The organism is Methanolobus sp. (assembly GCF_030682845.1).
In the GTDB taxonomy this organism is placed as follows: Archaea; Halobacteriota; Methanosarcinia; order Methanosarcinales; family Methanosarcinaceae; genus Methanolobus.
Genome location: NZ_JAUXNK010000037.1, coordinates 16,254 through 34,245, shown reverse-complemented (window position 1 = coordinate 34,245; position 17,992 = coordinate 16,254). Strand labels below are relative to the sequence as shown.

Below are 17,992 nucleotides of genomic sequence, written 5' to 3'. Positions count from 1 at the left end.
GTGGACATAAGAATGTTAAGGTCAAAGACACTTCTGTCAGAGAATTTGACTGCGATCATTGCGGTCAGCACCATGAAAGGGATGTCAATGCGAGCATTAACATTCTTAACAAAGGACTACAGGAACTTGGCATAACTCAGAGATACGCTACAGGAACTAGCGGAAGTGGTGTTTGTTGTTCTCCATAAAAGAACAGAAAACACTAACGCCCCCGAGATACGGGAAAAGGAAAGAGCCAAAGAACTTCTTTCGTAATAACCTGGATCGATGAAACGGGAAGCCTTTCTCTTCAGATGGAGGAGGTTCACGTATTCTCTCCGTGCAGGGATGAGTATATACAAAAAAAGTAAAAAGGACATATCTTAAAAATGAAGGTTTTTAACAGAGGCCATTAGCCACAGGAACCTGTCATAGCAAGAACGTAATTATTGCCAGTATTATAAAGATGATCACAAGCCACTTTGCGATCTGCATCGACATTCCGGCTACTCCGCGCGCACCCAATACATAAGCAATTATAGCCAGTATCAGGAATATAATAGCTAATCCTATCAAGTCTGCCATATTCTATTACCCCCTATAAATTTACAACCCCATATATAAGATTAGACCGAGAGTATTTAAAAGTTAGTATTTAAGGAGCTTTGCTCAAAAACTTTCATACCAAACTGTAATTAGAGGAAAGAGAAGAAAGAACTCTTTAAAACAGAGGGGCGCTCTGTCAGCTCCTCAGGTCAGCACACATCTTGCTGTAACAGTCCTCCACCAGAGCCGGACTCGCCCTCATCTCTATGATATTAAACTCGAAAAGACGCGCAAACTCTTCCACCATGAAATCAAAGTCTTTCTCGTAGTACAGACCGGTATCCATCCGGGCAACATTCTTGTAGCCTGCATGATCGAAAACGAATTTTGACATCTTTATGTCATTGGGGTCCTGGGTCATACCTGCAGACACAACCATCTCACGCCAGTGGGCTGCCCACATGGGAGTCATGAAGAAAGTGCCTACACCCCTGGAACCGGTCAGCTTTTCAAGATATGCAGCCCTGCCTCCAAGCACAGCGCCTATACAGTCGTCGACAACTGTTCCGTTGTCCTCTTTCAGAATACGTACAATGCAGGGACTTGAACTGAAATCCTCCTCGATCTTCCCCAGCACATTACCACACAGACCGTAGAACAGAAGAATGCCATCGGCATATCGGGATAGTTCTTCGGTCTTATCGTAGACGACCTTCTTTAGGTTATCGGGCCTGGCATGAAGTGCCAGCTCAAGCATGTAAACTATAAGTGTCAGCCCTTCCCCTTCTCCATTTTGAGGCTTTGGAGGAATAGAGAACAGAGGAAGTAATTCATATGTACATCCGACAGCGTCGAGTTTGCCTGTAAGACCGCCACGGTCCTCATTGTCCACAACTATTATTTTCCCAATACCAGGATCATTCTCGATTATATGGGCGATCTCATCCTCGAACATCCTGCAGGCAATGAAACTCAGTACTGTCATGATAGATACTCCAATCTGATACTACGAAGAAAGTAAATGGAAAGTCCACTTCCAGGTATATATAATAACGCTGTTGCCAGGGATATTGCAGTAGGTATTGTACGGATACTTCAGGCACCCCTCAGCATATCCTTCCGGAAAGTCCCGTACTCATCAAAACCCCGGTACATGAGTATAAGGACACACAGCATTACGTTCATCACTGTTGCTACATAGATCGCAATCATTATGGCTATCTGGTATTCAATTGCAGTGAGCGGACTTGAACCGCCGATTATCTGTCCTGTCATCATCCCCGGAAGAAAAACGATGCCTACTGTCGCCATGTTGGCAAGGGTCGGCCTGATAGAGTTCCTGAGGCTCTTTCTCAGGTAAGGTTTGAGAGCTTCGTACTTTTCCGCACCCAGGGACAGACTGGAAAGATACCGGCTCTCGTTTCTCTGTATCTGGTCACAGAAATCATTGATACCTACAATATTGGCCCGAAGGGAATTGCCTATCACCATGCCGGCTATAGGGATGAAATACCGCGCCTCAAAAAGGTCGTCAAGGCCGATTACAAAACTGTTGAAATAGAGCAGCATCCCGACATTCGTGACCGCAAACGCAGTCACAAGCGGTATGATTAATGAACTATACTTCAACTGGGAATTCTTCAGGACTGTATAAGATGCCACGATCACCATGATCAGCACCCATACAATGTTGAGCATGGAATTGTTGAGCTCAAAAACAAAGGTGAGGAAGAAACCCACAAAAGCAAGCTGTACAGTCATCCTGAAAGCACCCTCAAGAGTGGAACCTATCAGCTTCAGGTTAAGGTGATGGCTGATAAGTACAGGTATCAACAGAAGCAGGAAACAGAACACCATTCCCGTCAAAGTGATGTCAGTTGCAGACACCGGCACCCTCCTGCAGTTTCTCAAGGTCGATGACCCTCACACCCTCGCGTTCCCACTCTGAATCGTGGGATATTGCAAGCACGGTCCAGGCAGGGTTACCCACGAACATATCCACAACCTTTCTCTTCAGCTTCGCATCGAGGTCCGATGTTATCTCATCCAGGAGGAATATGTCCTTTTTTGTGAGCAGAGAAATTATGATGGCAATGCGCTGCTTCTCCCCGCCGGACAGGTTCTCGAACTTCTTGTCAAGGACATCTTCCTCAAGGGAAAGTTCCGCCAGCAGCGACCGGAGCTTTTCCGGATCGAAGTGCCCCTTGTTGGCATTATAGGAAAATATCTCCTCAAGCATATCCCTTACCACCCCCTCACCAATATCACTATCCTGAGAAATGTGCGCCACTCTTTTACGGATATCCCAGGCAAGCACCGCATCCATCTGCCTGCCCTCAAAATAGAGAATGCCGGAGGAAGGCACCCTGAACCCCAGCAGCAGCCTGAAAAGTGTTGTCTTGCCAATGCCGGAGCGCCCTTTGACGAGCACTTTCTCCCCCCTGGCAATAGACATATCAAATCCTGAAAGGATGCTCCTGTCTCCCGCCGCGACACATACCCCTTCTATCCTTATCAGTTCCGTTTTACTCCCCTCCTTCATTCCAGTCACTAAGCAACAATGGATTATCCACTATTGCCGGCTGTATAAATAATTTCTCATGTGAAGAGACAGGACGCTAGAGGATATCAAATTAGCTCCCGAAACCCGTATTCTAATTTGACGGCGTCCCTTAGTATTTCACAATCCGCATTCATCCCTGAGACATCAAGACACGGATTTACGCAGATTTACACGGATTTCATCTTTGCTGGGTTCTAAAATCCAATGTTTCTGCAAATCCGTGTTAATCCGGTAAATCTGTGTCTTAAAATAAACTGCTCCTGAAATATCCAGCCACAGATTAACACGGGATCTACACGGATCTTATCTTTTTCCGGTCTTAGTTTCCAGCACTACCATGAATCGTGTTGATCTGTAAGTCCGTGTCTGAAAAAGGACCTGGAAAAGGCACCGACCTTAATGAAAAAGAATAGGCTTTAAAACCAAAATTCTAATTTGAGAACCTCTGCTACAAATGCATGATCCTGCTTTATCTCCCCAAACCGGCCTTCCATCAGAACAGGCACATAGCTCCATATCATCAGACCCTCCACCTACCTTATACACAGGAAGATAATTCAGAACATATTATAGATCGAAGATACACAAAGGAGAAACACATGACAAACACCACCATAACCGAAGGCCAGCCCGCCCCCTCGTTCTGCCTCCCCAACCAAACCGGAGAAACAGTATGCCTGAAAGATTTCTATGGCAAGTGGCTAGTCCTCTACTTCTACCCCCGCGACAACACCGCCGGCTGCACCCGCGAAGCAAAGGATTTCTCAGCTCTGAAGGATGATTTTGCTGCCGAGAATGCCGTGATCCTGGGAGTCAGCAAAGACAGCATAAAGTCGCACCAGAACTTCATCCAGAAACAGGAGCTCACAATAAAACTACTCTCAGACGAGGACACAAGCGTTCACCAGCAGTACGGCGTCTGGCGAATGAAGAAGAATTACGGCAAGGAGTATATGGGGGCTGTGAGAAGCACTTTTTTGATCGACCCGGAAGGGATTGTGGTGAAGGTGTGGGATAATGTGAGGACAGCGGGGCACGCGGGGGAGGTGTTGGGGGTGGTGAAGGAGAAGAAAGTAAGGTAAGGATCTTTTGTGGATGGTATGTTTTGGGATGGAGAGAATCCACTATTAGACTTTGGAATTATAAAAAAGAAACGTACCCCTATTGAGGGGGTACGGAGGTTTCTTGAATTACTTTAGCTCAGCACAAAAGTTGCAGTGGTTATGCTTGTAGTGTCACTCGCTGCGTTCTTGGAGATAGCTACATCATATTCTGACGTACCAGCATTCCAGCTTACTGTGGCTGTTACTGTCACATCGTCTACAGCTGTTGTAACTGCTGCCTGAACTGCTGCGGTCTTCTGAGTCTGGTTGTTAGTATCATCCACTACCAGGTTGGTATAATCTGCTGCATCAATAGCGATCTTAGCTGATGCTACAGAAGCCAGATCCTGAGAAGCTTGGCTCAGCACAAAAGTTGCAGTGGTTATGCTTGTAGTGTCACTCGCTGCGTTCTTGGAGATAGCTACATCATATTCTGACGTACCAGCATTCCAGCTTACTGTGGCTGTTACTGTCACATCATCTACAGCTGTTGTAACTGCTGCCTGAACTGCTGCGGTCTTCTGAGTCTGGTTGTTAGTATCATCCACTACCAGGTTGGTATAATCTGCTGCATCAATAGCGATCTTAGCTGATGCTACGGAAGCCAGATCCTGGGAAGCCTGACTCATAAGTGAGCCAAACGCATCCATGTCACTCTGAACGAACTCGATCACAGTGTCAAATGTCCAGACATACTCTCCCTGTCCGCCGGTCAGGTTCAGCACGATATGGGTTGGTGCTCCTCCCCAGTTGTTGACAAATCCGGGGTTTCCGAATGCTGCTTCAACTTCGGTGAGGTTCTCGTATGTTACGGTTCCATCTTCTCCGATACCCAGGTCTCCGACTGGAATGTCTTCGGTTGCATTTGAACCTCTTTCCAACCTTACCGTAGAGGCAGTGGTGTTAAGATAGTAAGGAGCTATGGTTGCATTGTTGTAAGTTATCGGGACAGTGCCATTCACGTCACTGAAAAACTCGTAACCAAATACTGCACTGCCTTGTGTGATGCCTACACCAGCACTCTGGATATCTGGCACTGAGTCCCTGTTCACTGTAATGGTATAGTTCTTTACAGTTGTTGTGTCCTCAGCAGTTACTGAAATTACGATTTCCGTAGATTCTCCGGGACCCTCAAGTGTAACTGCCACGGCTTCAGCACTGGTTGCTTCTTCGCCATTGATCTCCATTGATGCTGCTGAATCAGACAACGTTGCAGTTACATTGATTGTAGTTACATCATAGTCCACATCGACTGTGTAAGCAGTTGTATCTGCATCGAATACTGGATCTAATGTACCAAAAGTTACTGTCACGGCACTCAGGTCTGCATCAGTGCTTGGCAATATCGTTATCACGTATGCGAATTCGGTTACTTCACTGTTATCTAAGCCTTCTTTCACTCCAATGGCTTTGATTGTCATGTCTGCTGCTACTTCAATCGGATCGGCATAAGCGGTAGAGACATTTGTGGGTTCATTACCATCTATAGTATAACGTATGGTTGCCCCGCCAGTTGCTGTTGTTAACGTAATGTTCTGGGTCCCCACATAAGTTCCTGCCGTGGGGTTAGCTATAGGTGTTGATACTCTTTCATTAACTGTGACATTGTAACCATCAGCTTCTGTAGCATTAACATTTCCAGCCACAGTCACATTGGCCTGTGTAGTCAGGTTGAGTTCCTCACTGCCGAGGTTATCGATATCAGAACCTTCGGCATCTTCGGTCACTGTTATAAATGGAAGACCTGTAGCATTTACACCAATCACCACATTGCATGGGGCGATTAGATTAAGGCCCTGAGTAATATTTCCTGAGAAGAAGAAGAATGTTGCATTTGTAGCACCCATCTGGATACCGTTGGCGTTGCCGTACTGGTTCCATGTATTGACGCTGACTGCAATGATATTGATAGTACCGCCCACGTTCGCCCTGTTGGTTACTGTGGCACCAGGGGTGTTCACATTGAGATTGCCATTGACGGTCAGTCCGACTGGCAGGGTGATAGTGCCCGTTATATCTCCTGTTATTGTCAAGTCACCGGTAATTGTTCCTGTAGGCTCGGTGTAATCGTCAGAACCGGTGAGAGACCTGCTCACATGAGGACTTGGAGACGGACTGGATGAACCTGAGGAACCGCTCCTGCCGGAAGTGGACGCTGTTATCGTCTGAACGACAGGTTCTTCTGCGGGTTGTGGTTCATCGGTGACATTTGATACATCTATTATCTCAGGCACTTCATCCTTGCCAGCGTCTGGAGTATGGGATTCGGTAGCATCGACTTGTTGGTCATATGTATCCTTGTCCAGGCATCCGCTTGGAAGAATCACGAGTGCAGACATCAGCAGCACTAAAAATACTAATAGTAGCTGCTTATGTCTTTTTTCATTAAATGAGTGTTTATTTTTCATCTTTTATCTCTCGGATTATTTAGCACTTAATAAATATACGATGAAATATAATAACAGTATACTATATAATAATACTCATAGATTTGGCAAATGCAAATGATAATTTTACAAAGTTCATGAAACAAGGGGTTTTCAACTTAATCAGTAGAGGATAAATCATGGCATTAGAAGTTGAAATAAGGTAAAAAGCACATATGTCCAGACCAAAGCTCTTCCATGCCTTTGGCTAGAGAACTGGATAGTTAGAATACTTAAAGTAAAAACTCAGATCGGGATCATATGCCTGATCTTCGTATAAATTATGATATAACCCAGTACAAGCATGACCAAAGAAATGAACCAGGCCCACCTGAGTATCCTGGCCAGGTTCTCAGGTCGGGTTAGTCTTGTAAAAAAGCGGTCGACCAGGTTTGGGCGACCATTGGGAGTGCTCATGAGGATTTAACCTTTGATCCTCTTCAGCCTGAAAGTGTTTTCCCTTTCCATCTCTTCGAGACGGAGCCTGATGAAGTTCATTGCTTCCTGAAGTTCGGGGATCACCTTGAACTCGAGAGCATTGACACGCCTTTTGGTCTTCTCGATATCCTCGAGAAGTTTCTTTATGGTGGTCTCGATCTCAGCTGCAAGGATGATCTTCTCGACAAGGATCTCATAGGAATCTGCTGCTTCATCCGTATAGGAACTGGTACCGACAATACCGTAGCCACGCTCATCAAGTGTTTTGTGGACACTGGACGACTCGATCTTGGGAACAACGACACCCATGATATTGCGGCTTTCCAGCTCTATCTCCGGTTTGCTCTGAAGGGCAAAAGAAGTGGATTTGACGGTAATGGTACCGTCAACAGCATTTGCAATGGCTATTCTGCGGGAAGCGACTTCATAGGCGGCATCCAGCTCGGTCCTGACATCCTTGGCCTTGCCCAGTATCTCGAAGAACTCAAGGATAAGTCCGTCCCTCTTCATCTTGAGCAGCTTGTGACCGCCCTGGGAGAGCTTGATCTTCTTCTTGAGCTCAATGAGCTCGGACCGTGTTGGTTTTACATCTTTTACGCCCATGTAGGATCACCTTTCAGTTACTTACCCTTGTGAGCAGGGTGGTACTTCTGGATATACTTGTTGTCCACTCTTGTAAGCAGGGCTTCCGGAAGTTCTGCAAGGATGCTCCAGGAGACGTTCAGGGTATCCTCGATAGTCCTGTCCTCATCCCTTCCCTGACGGACGAACCTGTCCTCGAAAAGGTCTGCGAACTCAAGGATCCTCTGGTCCCTCTCGGAAAGTGCTTCCTTACCTACGATTGCAACCAGACCCCTGAGGTCACGGCCTTCTGCGTAGGCTGCATACATCTGGTCAGAGACTGCCTTGTGGTCATCCCTGGTCTTACCTGCACCAATGCCTGAATTCATCAGACGGGAGAGTGAAGGCAGTACGTTTATAGGGGGATAGATACCCTTTCTGTGCAGTTCCCTTGAGACCACGATCTGTCCTTCGGTGATGTAGCCTGAAAGGTCAGGGATCGGGTGGGTGATATCGTCACCGGGCATGGTAAGGATTGAGAACTGTGTTACTGAACCCTTCCTTCCCTTGATAACACCTGCACGCTCGTAGAGTGATGCAAGGTCAGTGTACATGTAACCTGGGTACCCACGCCTTCCCGGAACCTCTTCACGGGCTGCACCCATCTGACGGAGCGCCTCACAGTAGTTGGTGATATCCGTAAGGATAACCAGTACGTGCATGTCATGCTCGTATGCAAGGTACTCGGCTGCTGTAAGTGCCATCCTTGGTGTGATCAGGCGCTCGACTGCAGGGTCATCTGCAAGGTTGAGGAAAACCACTGCTCTCTCAAGGGCACCGGTCTTCTCGAAGTCCTCCATGAAGTACTGTGCTTCCTCACTTGTAATACCCATTGCAGCAAACACTACTGCAAATTCCTCGGTGGAACCGGGAACCTTTGCCTGACGTGCTATCTGCAGTGCTATCTCGTTGTGGGGAAGACCTGATCCTGAGAAGATAGGGAGCTTCTGTCCACGTACAAGGGTGTTGGTACCGTCGATGGTTGAGATACCGGTCTGGATGAAATCCTCCGGCGGCATCCTTGAATATGGATTCATTGATGCACCGTTAACATCTACCCTGTCCTCAGGGATAATGCGCGGTCCGCCGTCCAGTGGCTCACCGGAACCGGAGAGGATACGGCCAAGCATGTCCTTGGATACAGGGAGCTTGATCGTCTCGCCTGTGAAGACCACACCGGACTCCTCATTGAGTCCGCCCGTACCTTCAAAGACCTGGACTGCTACCAAGTCAGCGGAAGTATCAAGGACTTGTCCTCTTTTGGTGGTCCCGTCCGGGAGGTTGATGAGAACAAGTTCACCGTAACCAACCGGCTCAGTCTTCTCAAGGAACACCAGTGGTCCTGAGATCTCTGTGATTGTCTTATATTCCTTGGTCATTTTTACTTACCCCCAAGCTGTGCGAATTCCTTATCCATCTTGGTCATGACAGTGTCCAGTGCGCTCTGGAAGTCCTCTTCGAACTTGACCTTTGCAAGCTCATCCTTTGACTCCACGGACAGGATGTCCTTCATCGGGATTCCTGATTCCAGTGCTGCTGTTGCCATCTCACCGTACTTGGAGATTGCCTTCAGTAATTTGTACTGCTTGTCGAACGGGCAGTATGTGTCTACCGGGTGGAAAGCATTCTGCTGCAGGAAATATTCCCTGATCATACGGGCTATCTCGAGCACGATCTGCTGGTCCTCTGGCAGAGCATCGGAGCCAACCAGCTGAACGATCTCCTGGAGTTCTGCTTCCTGCTGGAGCAGGTCCATTGCATGGTCCCTGAGAGGTACCCAGTCAGGTGCCACGTTCTCAGTGAACCAGTCGGCAAGTCCCTGTGTGTACAGACTGTAACTTGTCAGCCAGTTAATGGACGGGAAGTGTCTCCTCTGTGCGAGCTTTGCATCCAGTGCCCAGAATACCTTCACGATACGCAGGGTGTTCTGTGTGACCGGCTCTGAGAAGTCGCCACCAGGTGGTGATACTGCACCTATAACAGTGATAGATCCTTCCTTGCCTTCAAGGGTGCGCACGTATCCTGCCCTCTCATAGAACTCGGAGAGTCTTGCTGAAAGGTATGCTGGATAACCTTCCTCACCAGGCATCTCTTCAAGTCTTGAGGAGATTTCCCTCATTGCTTCTGCCCATCTTGAGGTTGAGTCGGCCATCAGTGATACATCGTATCCCATGTCACGGTAGTATTCCGCAATGGTGATACCTGTGTAAACAGATGCTTCACGGGCTGCCACAGGCATGTTTGAAGTGTTAGCGATAAGCACTGTGCGCTCCATGAGCGGGCGTCCTGTCTTGGGGTCCTGGAGTTCGGGGAACTCGTTAAGCACATCGGCCATCTCGTTCCCACGTTCGCCGCATCCTATGTAGACCACAATGTCAGTGTCACTCCACTTTGCAAGCTGCTGCTGGGTAACGGTCTTTCCGGAGCCGAATGGTCCGGGGATAGCCGCTGTACCGCCTTTTGCAACCGGGAACAGACCATCAAGGATCCTCTGGCCGGTGATCAGGGGCCTGTTTGGCATGAGCTTCTTGCCCACTGGACGTGGCTTTCTTACAGGCCACTTCTGCATCATTGATATTTCCGTGCCGCTTGCAAGCACACATATAGTCTCGTCAACTTTGAAACTACCGGACTTGATCTCAGAAATGGTCCCCGACACTGTAGGTGGAACCATGATCTTGTGTTCTATATTCTCAGTTTCCTGCACAAGACCTAGCACATCGCCGCCCTTTACGGAGTCGCCGTTCTTGGCAATGGGTTTGAATTCCCATACTCTCTCACGGTCAAGTCCGTTAGCTGTGACTCCTCTCTGAATGAAGTCACCCATCTTTTCCTGCAGGACCCTCAAAGGTCTCTGGATACCATCATAAATGCTTTCCAATAAACCCGGGCCAAGTTCCACGGAGAGTGACATTCCAGTGTTCACTACGGGTTCTCCCGGCCTGATGCCGGATGTGTCCTCGTATACCTGAACAGTGGCTTTGTCTCCCTGTATCCTGATAACTTCACCCATTAATCCTTCGTGACCAACATGGACCACGTCGTACATTTTTGGCCTGATACCTCTAATAGTAACGACAGGGCCTGCCACTCGATAAATTTCACCTTTCATTTCCACAGATCAACACCTACCGATTGTTTTATTTTTTCCCTTAGGTTCGAACTTTGACCACTACCTCCAAGAGTCACAACAGTTGGCTCAACAGAGTCATCGATAGTGTTCCTCAGCGTCTCCGGTAGTTTATTGAGATCATCGCCGTGCATTACAAGAATACCGACTTCCCGATCCTCAAGTATCTTATGCACAATAGGTTCAAGTTCGCCATCATTAACTTCAAATATTTTTCTGACACCTGCGAGTCTGAATCCTGTCACGAACTCGCTGCGTCCAACCACTGCTAATTCCATCAGATCACCAACTGTTCCCTGATTACTTCATCACTGAGGTTGGCGGCTTTGCCACGCACTATTATCCGCAGGTTGTTTACCTCATTCTGCTTGGTTAGCATGTAGTCCATGATTGGTACTATTGAGAGGGGATAAACATGTGAAAAACTTGCTGCAGATTTAAGCCTGTATTTCTTTAGTCGTGTTTCAACATCGATCAGTGATTGCATACCCGGATTCACCAGATCAGATATCTCTTTCCAGTAAGAGTAATTGTCAAGCTCTTCGATGAACTCTTCAAAGGAAAGTGGCATCAGTTTTTGTATGTCCTTGGGTTCGATCTCAAGGCCGCCCTCGATCATGATACCTATCATCTGAGGGTCAGTGATCCCTGCCCTTTTCAGGCGGAAAAGGATCATCAGGTTCTTTATATCAATTCCCGCTCTTATGAACTTGGCAAACAGCTTACGATCTTTTGATTTAGAGCCACCTGCCACGGCAAAGAGACCAGCGTAGTACAACTTGTCAAGCTGATTCTCAACATCGGAGAGATTTGTGCCGTTATAGTTCTTGAGTATCGGATAATATTCAGTACCTTCAAACTCGGATATAACATCCTCGACTTCCTTCCCAGCCAGGCTGGACAGGAAAGTATAGGTAAGAGTTCCTCCCGCGACGAGAGATTCCAGGATTTCCTTTGTTGAAGCCCTGCAATACTTTCCTCGGAAGATCGTCTTTATGTTCCAGATGTCGTATTCCTTGACATATTCCGAAATAAGGAAATTGACCTCTCCCTCGGAGATGTTCAGGAGTTTCCTAAAGGTAACAGATAGGTTCCTGTTCAGGGAGTGTTCAATAAGGTCTACTCCTTCGTAGGTAAGAGCCAACTCATCGACATCTTCCTTGTAACCGGATTCGCCAATGAACCTCGTTATCTCATCAATGCTCATATTCATGAGTCGTGGGTAAGTCTCTTTTGGCAAGAGCTTACTTTTCATTGCACGAACACGTGGTATCGTGTATGCGTAGTTAGTGTGACCTTTTGAACCTGAACCGTAGCCACGCTTAAATTTCTGCAACAGCCGCATTTAGAAATCACCCGAATAAGATATCAGATGTTTGCTTCAACAACTGCTCACTCACACTTTTAAGGATGACATCGTAGGTATAATCCAGCCTTACAGTCCCATCTTCATTCTCAATGACAATGCCACCAAGACAATTTATATTGCCGGCATATTCAAGAGAAGTCAGTTTCCTTACAATCTCTTCTGATGCTGCATTGGAATATATCCTTTTGCCGCTTGCTTCATTATTCTCAATGAGGGATTTCAGAAGCTCTTTGTTCTTTTCAGGGGAAAATGCGGAAATGGATCTTTCAGCCCGGGTATATACATCCTCTAGTAATTCCTTACGTGCATTGAGCAGTGTGCGCTTTACTTCAAGATTTGCGCTGGATATTTCTTGCTGTCTCATTTTCCGGATATCATCCTCTGCCTTTGCAAGACGTTCACCTATGATCTTTTTCGCGTTCTGCCTGGCATCCTCCAGAATTAGGGAAGCCTCTGCATCAGCCTCGCGATCCAACCGGGTCACTTCCGCCTGCGCAGCATCCATGATATCTTTAACAACAATTTCAAGTCCCATGCTCACTCACCTTTAAAATGAATTTAAGAGCAAAAAATGCTCTTAAATCAACTTATAGCATCAATAATGCAACTACCAGGCCGAAGATAACGATCGTTTCTGGAATTACAGTCAGGATCAAACCCTTACCGAAAAGACTCTCATTCTCAGCCATTGCACCTATTGCTGCGGTACCGATCTCTTTTTCAGCATATGCTGATGCAAAACCTGTAAGTCCGACTGCGAGTGCTGCTCCGATTGCTTTCAATCCTGAAGGGTCCATCATTGTTACTGTTTCTGTTACCATTTTATTTTTCCTCCGTGTACTTTCTAATATATCCGAATGGATCGTATTTGCGCCCCCCGCCTTCGTAGAATTTACCGAAGAATTCTACATACTGTAACCTGAGCGCATGCAAACCGGGGGCTATTATACTCAGGGCAGTGTTCAAAGCGTGTCCGAATAAGAACACTACAATCGCAAAGATAGTCATTCCACCAATTGGCGACCCTGGCGGCCAGATCATGCCAAAGGCGATCAGGTTGACAGTTGACGCAATAGAGATGGATGACAATCCCACAGCTATTATACGGGTATAGGACAATGAGTTGCTCAGGAGTGAAGGCAATTCGATAGGGCCCTTTACTCCTTCCCCTTTTACAAGCATGACCACACCGATGAGGAACACAACGATTCCCGCTACGATAGGTAGCATCTCGAGGTAACCAAGCACTGTAAGGAGGATACCGAATTGTACAACAAACCAGCTTCCCTTCTCGAAGATAGCTGCAGATATACCGTGCTTCCTCTTCTCATTGATGAATCCCACCGCATAACCAAGGTTCAGGTGGAGCAGACCAACAAGGACAGTAGCGACGATGAATGTCATTACAAGGTGAGTTCTATGCAAGGGGAAACCAATAACTTCACCGGGGAATGGAGTTGCCAACAGGTCAATTGTCTCAAAACCCGGAATCAGGCCAGGATAGCCATGATAGCCTGCCAGAGGGAATCCTAAGAATTCACCGTATAATATGCCGAAGAATAATGTCGAAACCTGACAGTATATCAGGATGTTCATTAAAGGCTTGACTGCATCGGAAGAGACAATCTTCTTTATAGCCAGTGCCAGTGTCAGAAGAATAAGAGCATATCCTATATCACCAAGGATCATCCCGTATAAGAGCGGGAAAGTGATAAATATCAAAGCTGAAGGATCAATTTCCTTGTAAGTAGGACGCCCGTAAAGATTCATAATTTCCTGAAGAGGAGATATGATCTTGGGGTTATCGTACTCGATAGGTACTTTTTTAATATCAGGCTTTGTGATATCCAGAGGGGAAACGAATGCACGACCGTTTGTTGCTGCATTAACGGTTCGTTCCATCTCAACATATTGCTCCGTAGGAAGCCATCCATCTATAAGGAATGAGCTTTCAGTCGTCGCTATCCTCAGAGGTGCCTCTGATTTCTGGACCTCTATGGACAGTAACTCATTACTTGCAAGTATGAAGTCAGCGTACTTCAGTTTCAGGGCTTCTATCTCAGTATTTATTGCCTCTATCTTCCGGGTGACATCAACTTCTTTCTGTTCGATATCTGCCAGAAGCCTGGAAGGTACACCACTGAGGACAGGCACCCTTGATTCCTTGAACGAAGCACCTGCAAGCACTTCAGCAACATCTGCAGCTTTGTCCCTTGCAACAAAAAGTACTACAGCACCTGAGTGCTGATCATGATAAAGCTCATAAGAAGAAGTGATCTTTGATATGGAAGGTTCAACATTCTCTTTAACATGCCCTGCAAAAACAGCCAGGTTCTCATACCCGCGATAAAGATCAAGATCAAGATCAATGTTAATGAAAGGAAGAAGATCTTTCTTGGATGAACCGATTTCCTTAAGTTCGTTTTCCAAAACATGCTTTTTCTCAGCAAGTACTCCCAGTTCATCATCAAGCTTGTCAAGAGAACTGTCAAGCTGAGAACAAACTTCAGAAGGACACTGTTTCTCAACTGCAACGTCCTTTACACCAAGAAGGCTGGCAATGGACCGTATCTTGACGAGCTTCTTTGAAACTTCACTTCCGCTTTCGAATGGCTTGCCGATTTTAAGATCAGAACCGTCCTCATTAAAGTCTTCGATATGGAAAAGATTAGCTTTATGCAGTGCATCGACCGTTTCTTCAAGGATGTTCTTATGGCCAACTATAACGGCTCGACTCATCTGTTTTGGCTTAAGCATGTACTGCCCTCTCAAACTCAGTCAGTAACATGTCAACTGCTTTATCCACTTTGGAAGATGCTTTTATTGCTATTGCCTCCGCGTCATTTTTACCTGCCCTGATGATCTTCTCCCTTTCCAAAGCAACTGCCTCTTCAGAAGATTTGATCGCATTCTGTGCAGACCTATGAGCATCGGCTTCAGCCTGCTTTATGATCTCCCGGGCTTCTGCACGTGCGCTGTTGATACGGTCATGTTTGCTCTTTATGCCGTTTTCAACTATTTTTCGTGCATTGCCTTCTGCGTCTTTTATTTCAGACAAGATTTTATCTTTGGCCATGCTAATCCTCGTGATGATTGATAATAAATATCCCGAATAATTCATTCCCTCTAGTGTTAAATCAGATATAAAGGTTTCGTAAACTGGATTCGGAGATAGATAATGATTTGTCATTATAGAAAAACAGCAGTAACAACGAGTAATGTAACTTAACTAGTAAAGTATTACTTCCTGAAAAAAGAGAAAGGGCTCATGCTGCATCATTGATGCATCCGGGCCCGAAGATATTATTCCTTGCGAAGGTCCAGCCTTAAGGGAAGCTTTTCACCCTTGGGAATAGTATGGATGTATCTTTCCCTGAACTGTGGATTACGCATCATGCAGTAATCTGCAGAGGACTTGTATGCAGCATGCCTGCCCATACGCTCCCAGATAACTCCAAGGTCCTCCTCGCGGATGTTCCCGAAGGAAAGAGGCGTATACGCGCAGGGAAGTACGTCCCCTCCCGCTGTTGCATGCATCCAGCGCCTGCCTGCAAAACACCCGAACTGGTCCGGCCCCATGAAATAAGGTAAAGCGGTCACTCTTGGCCCCTCTGGCTTCCTGTTTGCAGACTTCTGGAAATCCGCCAGGCGCTTTACATCTTTCTCAGTTATCACTTCATCCTCATGTTCAAGCCAGCGTCCCACAGCCACGATCTCGTACACGGACATCTCATGCATGCCCATATCAGCCGCAAACTGGTAGAAACCGTCAAGATGATCGATATTGTGGGGCGACACAACTACGAAAAGATCAGCCAGGATACCGGCATCCAGCACAAATTTCACGCCGTTGACAGTGTCCCTGTAAGCTCCTTCACGTCCCCTGACCCGGTCATGCTCCTTTTCTTCAGGACTGTCAAGGCTCATGTGTGCAGCAAAAAGGCCTGCCTTTTTAAGTTCCCCGGCCTTCTGCTCATTCATAGCGAAACCTGATGTGAAGCAGGTAGCTACAGCACGGCTCTTGTCAACAGCAGCGACCATCCGGGCAAGGTCTTTGCGAAGCATTGTTTCTCCGCCGTCAAAGGAAATATAATAACTACCAAGGTCAAGCGCCCGGTCAACTGTCCGATTGATCTCATCAAGGGTCAACTCCGGGTCAGCAACTATTCCCGCAGCACCGCAGTGTATGCAGTTATTGGGACATCTGCCTGTAATGCCGATAGAGAACTGGTCAGGAACCCTCTTCTTAAGAATAGAAGCCACCTGCGCGTTGATCATCCTGTTGAACACCTCTCCCGGCATGGGCGGGACCCATGTTGAAAAGATTATGCTCTCATCATCGGAAAGAATTGGTTTTTCTTCCTGGAAAATACTATTTATGCGCTTTACTATAGGCTTTGCCACCGCAGACAGCGGCCCTTCTGTATCAAGCACAACTTTTCCATCTTCTGTGCTCGCATTCACCTTTATTACGGACTTATCATAAACTTTCATGAAAACACCTGATGATAAATGTATAAATTGGTTAAGAACAAGTACTCAGCTCATCTCAAGGACGCTGGCTGGAAGCATATCAACTGTGATCAGGTTGGTGATCAGGAGAAGCTTATCCTTTGCAGCTGAATCTCCAAAACCCTGCAGGACATCTTTTGCATTTTTTACGTGCTGAAGCACTTCCTTCACGGTCAGGCTCACAGCTTCCTCGTGTCCCATGCTCCTCCTGTAGAGAAGCGGCAAGGTCACTGACTCATAAGTTGACTGCTTATCCTCAAGCCTATTGAGATATTCCAGCAGGTCATCGACTATCTGGTATGCGTTGCCCACGTTTTCACCAAAGGACCTGAATTTCATTGCCGTTTCCCGGTCAGCGCCTGCAACATAGGCACCTATGGCAGCACTTGCCGCGAAAAGAGAGGCCGTCTTTTTGCTTATGCATTCGAAATAGTTCTTCCTGCCAAAGTCCGTGCAGGAACTTGAGATATCAATGGTCTCACCTTCAGCCATGTACATTCCGGCCCTTCCGAACTCAAGCACTGAATCCGTGCCATAGGAGGAAATTAGGGAGATGGCTTTGGAGATCAGGAAATCCCCGCATAATATAGCAGCCGGAACACCATATTTCTTATGGGCTGACTCAACACCCCTGCGTATAATGCCATCATCAAGTACATCATCATGGATCAGAGACGCAGAATGGATGAGTTCGATAGCAAGGGCCGCATTAACACTCTTATTACGTTCCCCTCCGCATATTTCAGTGCACAGCAACAGTATGATAGGCCGGATGCTCTTGCCACCGGAACTGCAAACATGTAGCAGCATCTTTTTCATCTTCGAGCTTTCCTCCATCGAAGCGACAAGCTCGTCCATTGAAGCCTTTATTAACTGGTATTCTTCAAGGTTCTCTATTTCCATCATAACGTCCTATTTTCTGTTCACTCACTATACTTTGAAGGACATCCCATAACTATTTTATTAGCCTCTATCTTGTTCTCAGAGACCATCCTGCCGCTGAGGCTTAAGCTCGTGCCTTCGACAAGGTTTGCAGGGAGGGATCCAGTGTACACTACTTCCAGCTCGTAGGCCTCGTCCTCAGGGTCCTCCAGCAAAAAAGAGATCCCTGATGTCGAAACATTGAGAGTGCCATTCTTTATATTACCCATGGTATTGACATTCTGCCCTACGTACTTATCCGGGTCTTCCTGCAATTCGGAGACCAGCAGATATCCCTGTGAAAGGTCCACATTCCACAGACATACAATACCCACGACAACAATAAAAGCGACTGCAAGGACACTCTTGTGTTTCTTATCCATC

At 46.8% G+C, this 17,992-nt stretch carries 20 protein-coding genes; 3 read left to right on the top strand and 17 right to left on the bottom strand.

Annotated elements, in window-relative coordinates:
• On the top strand, positions 1 to 188 hold a 188-nt coding region (locus Q8J68_RS03830; RefSeq protein ID WP_305310224.1), incomplete at its 5' end, for a zinc ribbon domain-containing protein.
• Positions 189 to 408: 220 nt separating this feature from the next.
• Here Q8J68_RS03830 and Q8J68_RS03825 read toward each other — a convergent pair.
• The 4 genes from Q8J68_RS03825 to Q8J68_RS03810 form a co-directional block, all read right to left on the bottom strand.
• On the bottom strand, positions 409 to 564 hold the full coding sequence (locus Q8J68_RS03825; RefSeq protein ID WP_305310223.1) for a DUF1328 family protein: 156 nt from the start codon (positions 562 to 564) through the stop codon (positions 409 to 411).
• Positions 565 to 721: 157 nt separating this feature from the next.
• The gene (locus tag Q8J68_RS03820) at positions 722 to 1,510 is read right to left on the bottom strand and encodes a DUF1638 domain-containing protein (protein WP_305310222.1); all 789 of its coding nucleotides are present in this window, start codon (positions 1,508 to 1,510) and stop codon (positions 722 to 724) included.
• 110 nt (positions 1,511 to 1,620) lie between these two features.
• Positions 1,621 to 2,412, bottom strand: coding sequence for an ABC transporter permease (locus Q8J68_RS03815; RefSeq protein WP_305310221.1), 792 nt, complete (start codon positions 2,410 to 2,412; stop codon positions 1,621 to 1,623).
• Positions 2,399 to 3,067 (bottom strand): ATP-binding cassette domain-containing protein, encoded by a 669-nt coding sequence (locus tag Q8J68_RS03810; protein WP_305310220.1) that lies wholly within the window; start codon positions 3,065 to 3,067, stop codon positions 2,399 to 2,401. The genes Q8J68_RS03815 and Q8J68_RS03810 overlap by 14 nt, the downstream gene beginning before the upstream one ends.
• Before the next feature lie 620 nt (positions 3,068 to 3,687).
• Between Q8J68_RS03810 and bcp the strand changes: the two genes are divergently transcribed.
• Positions 3,688 to 4,170 carry a thioredoxin-dependent thiol peroxidase gene (gene bcp / locus Q8J68_RS03805; protein WP_305310219.1) on the top strand — a complete coding sequence of 161 codons (483 nt, stop codon included), beginning with the start codon at positions 3,688 to 3,690 and terminating at the stop codon, positions 4,168 to 4,170.
• Between the two features lie 113 nt (positions 4,171 to 4,283).
• Here bcp and Q8J68_RS03800 read toward each other — a convergent pair whose 3' ends face one another.
• Positions 4,284 to 6,599 carry a chitobiase/beta-hexosaminidase C-terminal domain-containing protein gene (locus Q8J68_RS03800; protein ID WP_305310218.1) on the bottom strand — a complete coding sequence of 772 codons (2,316 nt, stop codon included), beginning with the start codon at positions 6,597 to 6,599 and terminating at the stop codon, positions 4,284 to 4,286.
• 322 nt (positions 6,600 to 6,921) lie between these two features.
• Between Q8J68_RS03800 and Q8J68_RS03795 the strand changes: the two genes are divergently transcribed.
• Positions 6,922 to 7,044, top strand: a complete 123-nt coding sequence (locus tag Q8J68_RS03795) for a hypothetical protein (RefSeq protein ID WP_305310217.1) — start codon at positions 6,922 to 6,924, stop codon at positions 7,042 to 7,044.
• On the opposite strand, the gene Q8J68_RS03790 is transcribed toward Q8J68_RS03795, so the two are convergent.
• The 12 genes from Q8J68_RS03790 to Q8J68_RS03735 form a co-directional block, all read right to left on the bottom strand.
• Positions 7,041 to 7,658: a V-type ATP synthase subunit D gene (locus tag Q8J68_RS03790; RefSeq protein ID WP_305310216.1), complete on the bottom strand. Its 618-nt coding sequence runs from the start codon at positions 7,656 to 7,658 to the stop codon at positions 7,041 to 7,043. The genes Q8J68_RS03795 and Q8J68_RS03790 overlap by 4 nt on opposite strands.
• A gap of 17 nt (positions 7,659 to 7,675) precedes the next feature.
• A complete protein-coding gene (locus tag Q8J68_RS03785) occupies positions 7,676 to 9,055 on the bottom strand; it encodes an ATP synthase subunit B (protein ID WP_305310215.1) in 1,380 nt (459 codons plus the stop codon).
• A gap of 2 nt (positions 9,056 to 9,057) precedes the next feature.
• On the bottom strand, positions 9,058 to 10,794 hold the full coding sequence (locus Q8J68_RS03780; protein ID WP_305310214.1) for an ATP synthase subunit A: 1,737 nt from the start codon (positions 10,792 to 10,794) through the stop codon (positions 9,058 to 9,060).
• Positions 10,785 to 11,084, bottom strand: a complete 300-nt coding sequence (locus Q8J68_RS03775) for a V-type ATP synthase subunit F (protein ID WP_305310213.1) — start codon at positions 11,082 to 11,084, stop codon at positions 10,785 to 10,787. Before Q8J68_RS03775 ends, Q8J68_RS03780 begins: the two co-directional genes overlap by 10 nt.
• The gene (locus Q8J68_RS03770; protein ID WP_305310212.1) at positions 11,084 to 12,151 is read right to left on the bottom strand and encodes a V-type ATP synthase subunit C; all 1,068 of its coding nucleotides are present in this window, start codon (positions 12,149 to 12,151) and stop codon (positions 11,084 to 11,086) included. Before Q8J68_RS03770 ends, Q8J68_RS03775 begins: the two co-directional genes overlap by 1 nt.
• 7 nt (positions 12,152 to 12,158) lie before the next feature.
• A complete protein-coding gene (locus tag Q8J68_RS03765; protein ID WP_305310211.1) occupies positions 12,159 to 12,710 on the bottom strand; it encodes a V-type ATP synthase subunit E in 552 nt (183 codons plus the stop codon).
• Positions 12,711 to 12,762: 52 nt separating this feature from the next.
• Positions 12,763 to 12,996, bottom strand: coding sequence for a V-type ATP synthase subunit K (locus tag Q8J68_RS03760; RefSeq protein WP_305310210.1), 234 nt, complete (start codon positions 12,994 to 12,996; stop codon positions 12,763 to 12,765).
• Position 12,997: 1 nt separating this feature from the next.
• Positions 12,998 to 14,932 (bottom strand): V-type ATP synthase subunit I, encoded by a 1,935-nt coding sequence (locus Q8J68_RS03755; protein ID WP_305310209.1) that lies wholly within the window; start codon positions 14,930 to 14,932, stop codon positions 12,998 to 13,000.
• Entirely contained in the window at positions 14,925 to 15,251 is a 327-nt protein-coding gene (gene ahaH / locus Q8J68_RS03750; RefSeq protein ID WP_305310208.1) for an ATP synthase archaeal subunit H, read from the bottom strand. The genes Q8J68_RS03755 and ahaH overlap by 8 nt, the downstream gene beginning before the upstream one ends.
• A gap of 227 nt (positions 15,252 to 15,478) precedes the next feature.
• The gene (locus Q8J68_RS03745; protein ID WP_305310207.1) at positions 15,479 to 16,669 is read right to left on the bottom strand and encodes a radical SAM protein; all 1,191 of its coding nucleotides are present in this window, start codon (positions 16,667 to 16,669) and stop codon (positions 15,479 to 15,481) included.
• Between the two features lie 45 nt (positions 16,670 to 16,714).
• The gene (locus tag Q8J68_RS03740; RefSeq protein ID WP_305310206.1) at positions 16,715 to 17,593 is read right to left on the bottom strand and encodes a polyprenyl synthetase family protein; all 879 of its coding nucleotides are present in this window, start codon (positions 17,591 to 17,593) and stop codon (positions 16,715 to 16,717) included.
• A 17-nt stretch (positions 17,594 to 17,610) separates the two neighbouring features.
• Entirely contained in the window at positions 17,611 to 17,991 is a 381-nt protein-coding gene (locus Q8J68_RS03735) for a cytochrome c maturation protein CcmE (protein WP_305310205.1), read from the bottom strand.
• Position 17,992: the final 1 nt, after the last annotated feature.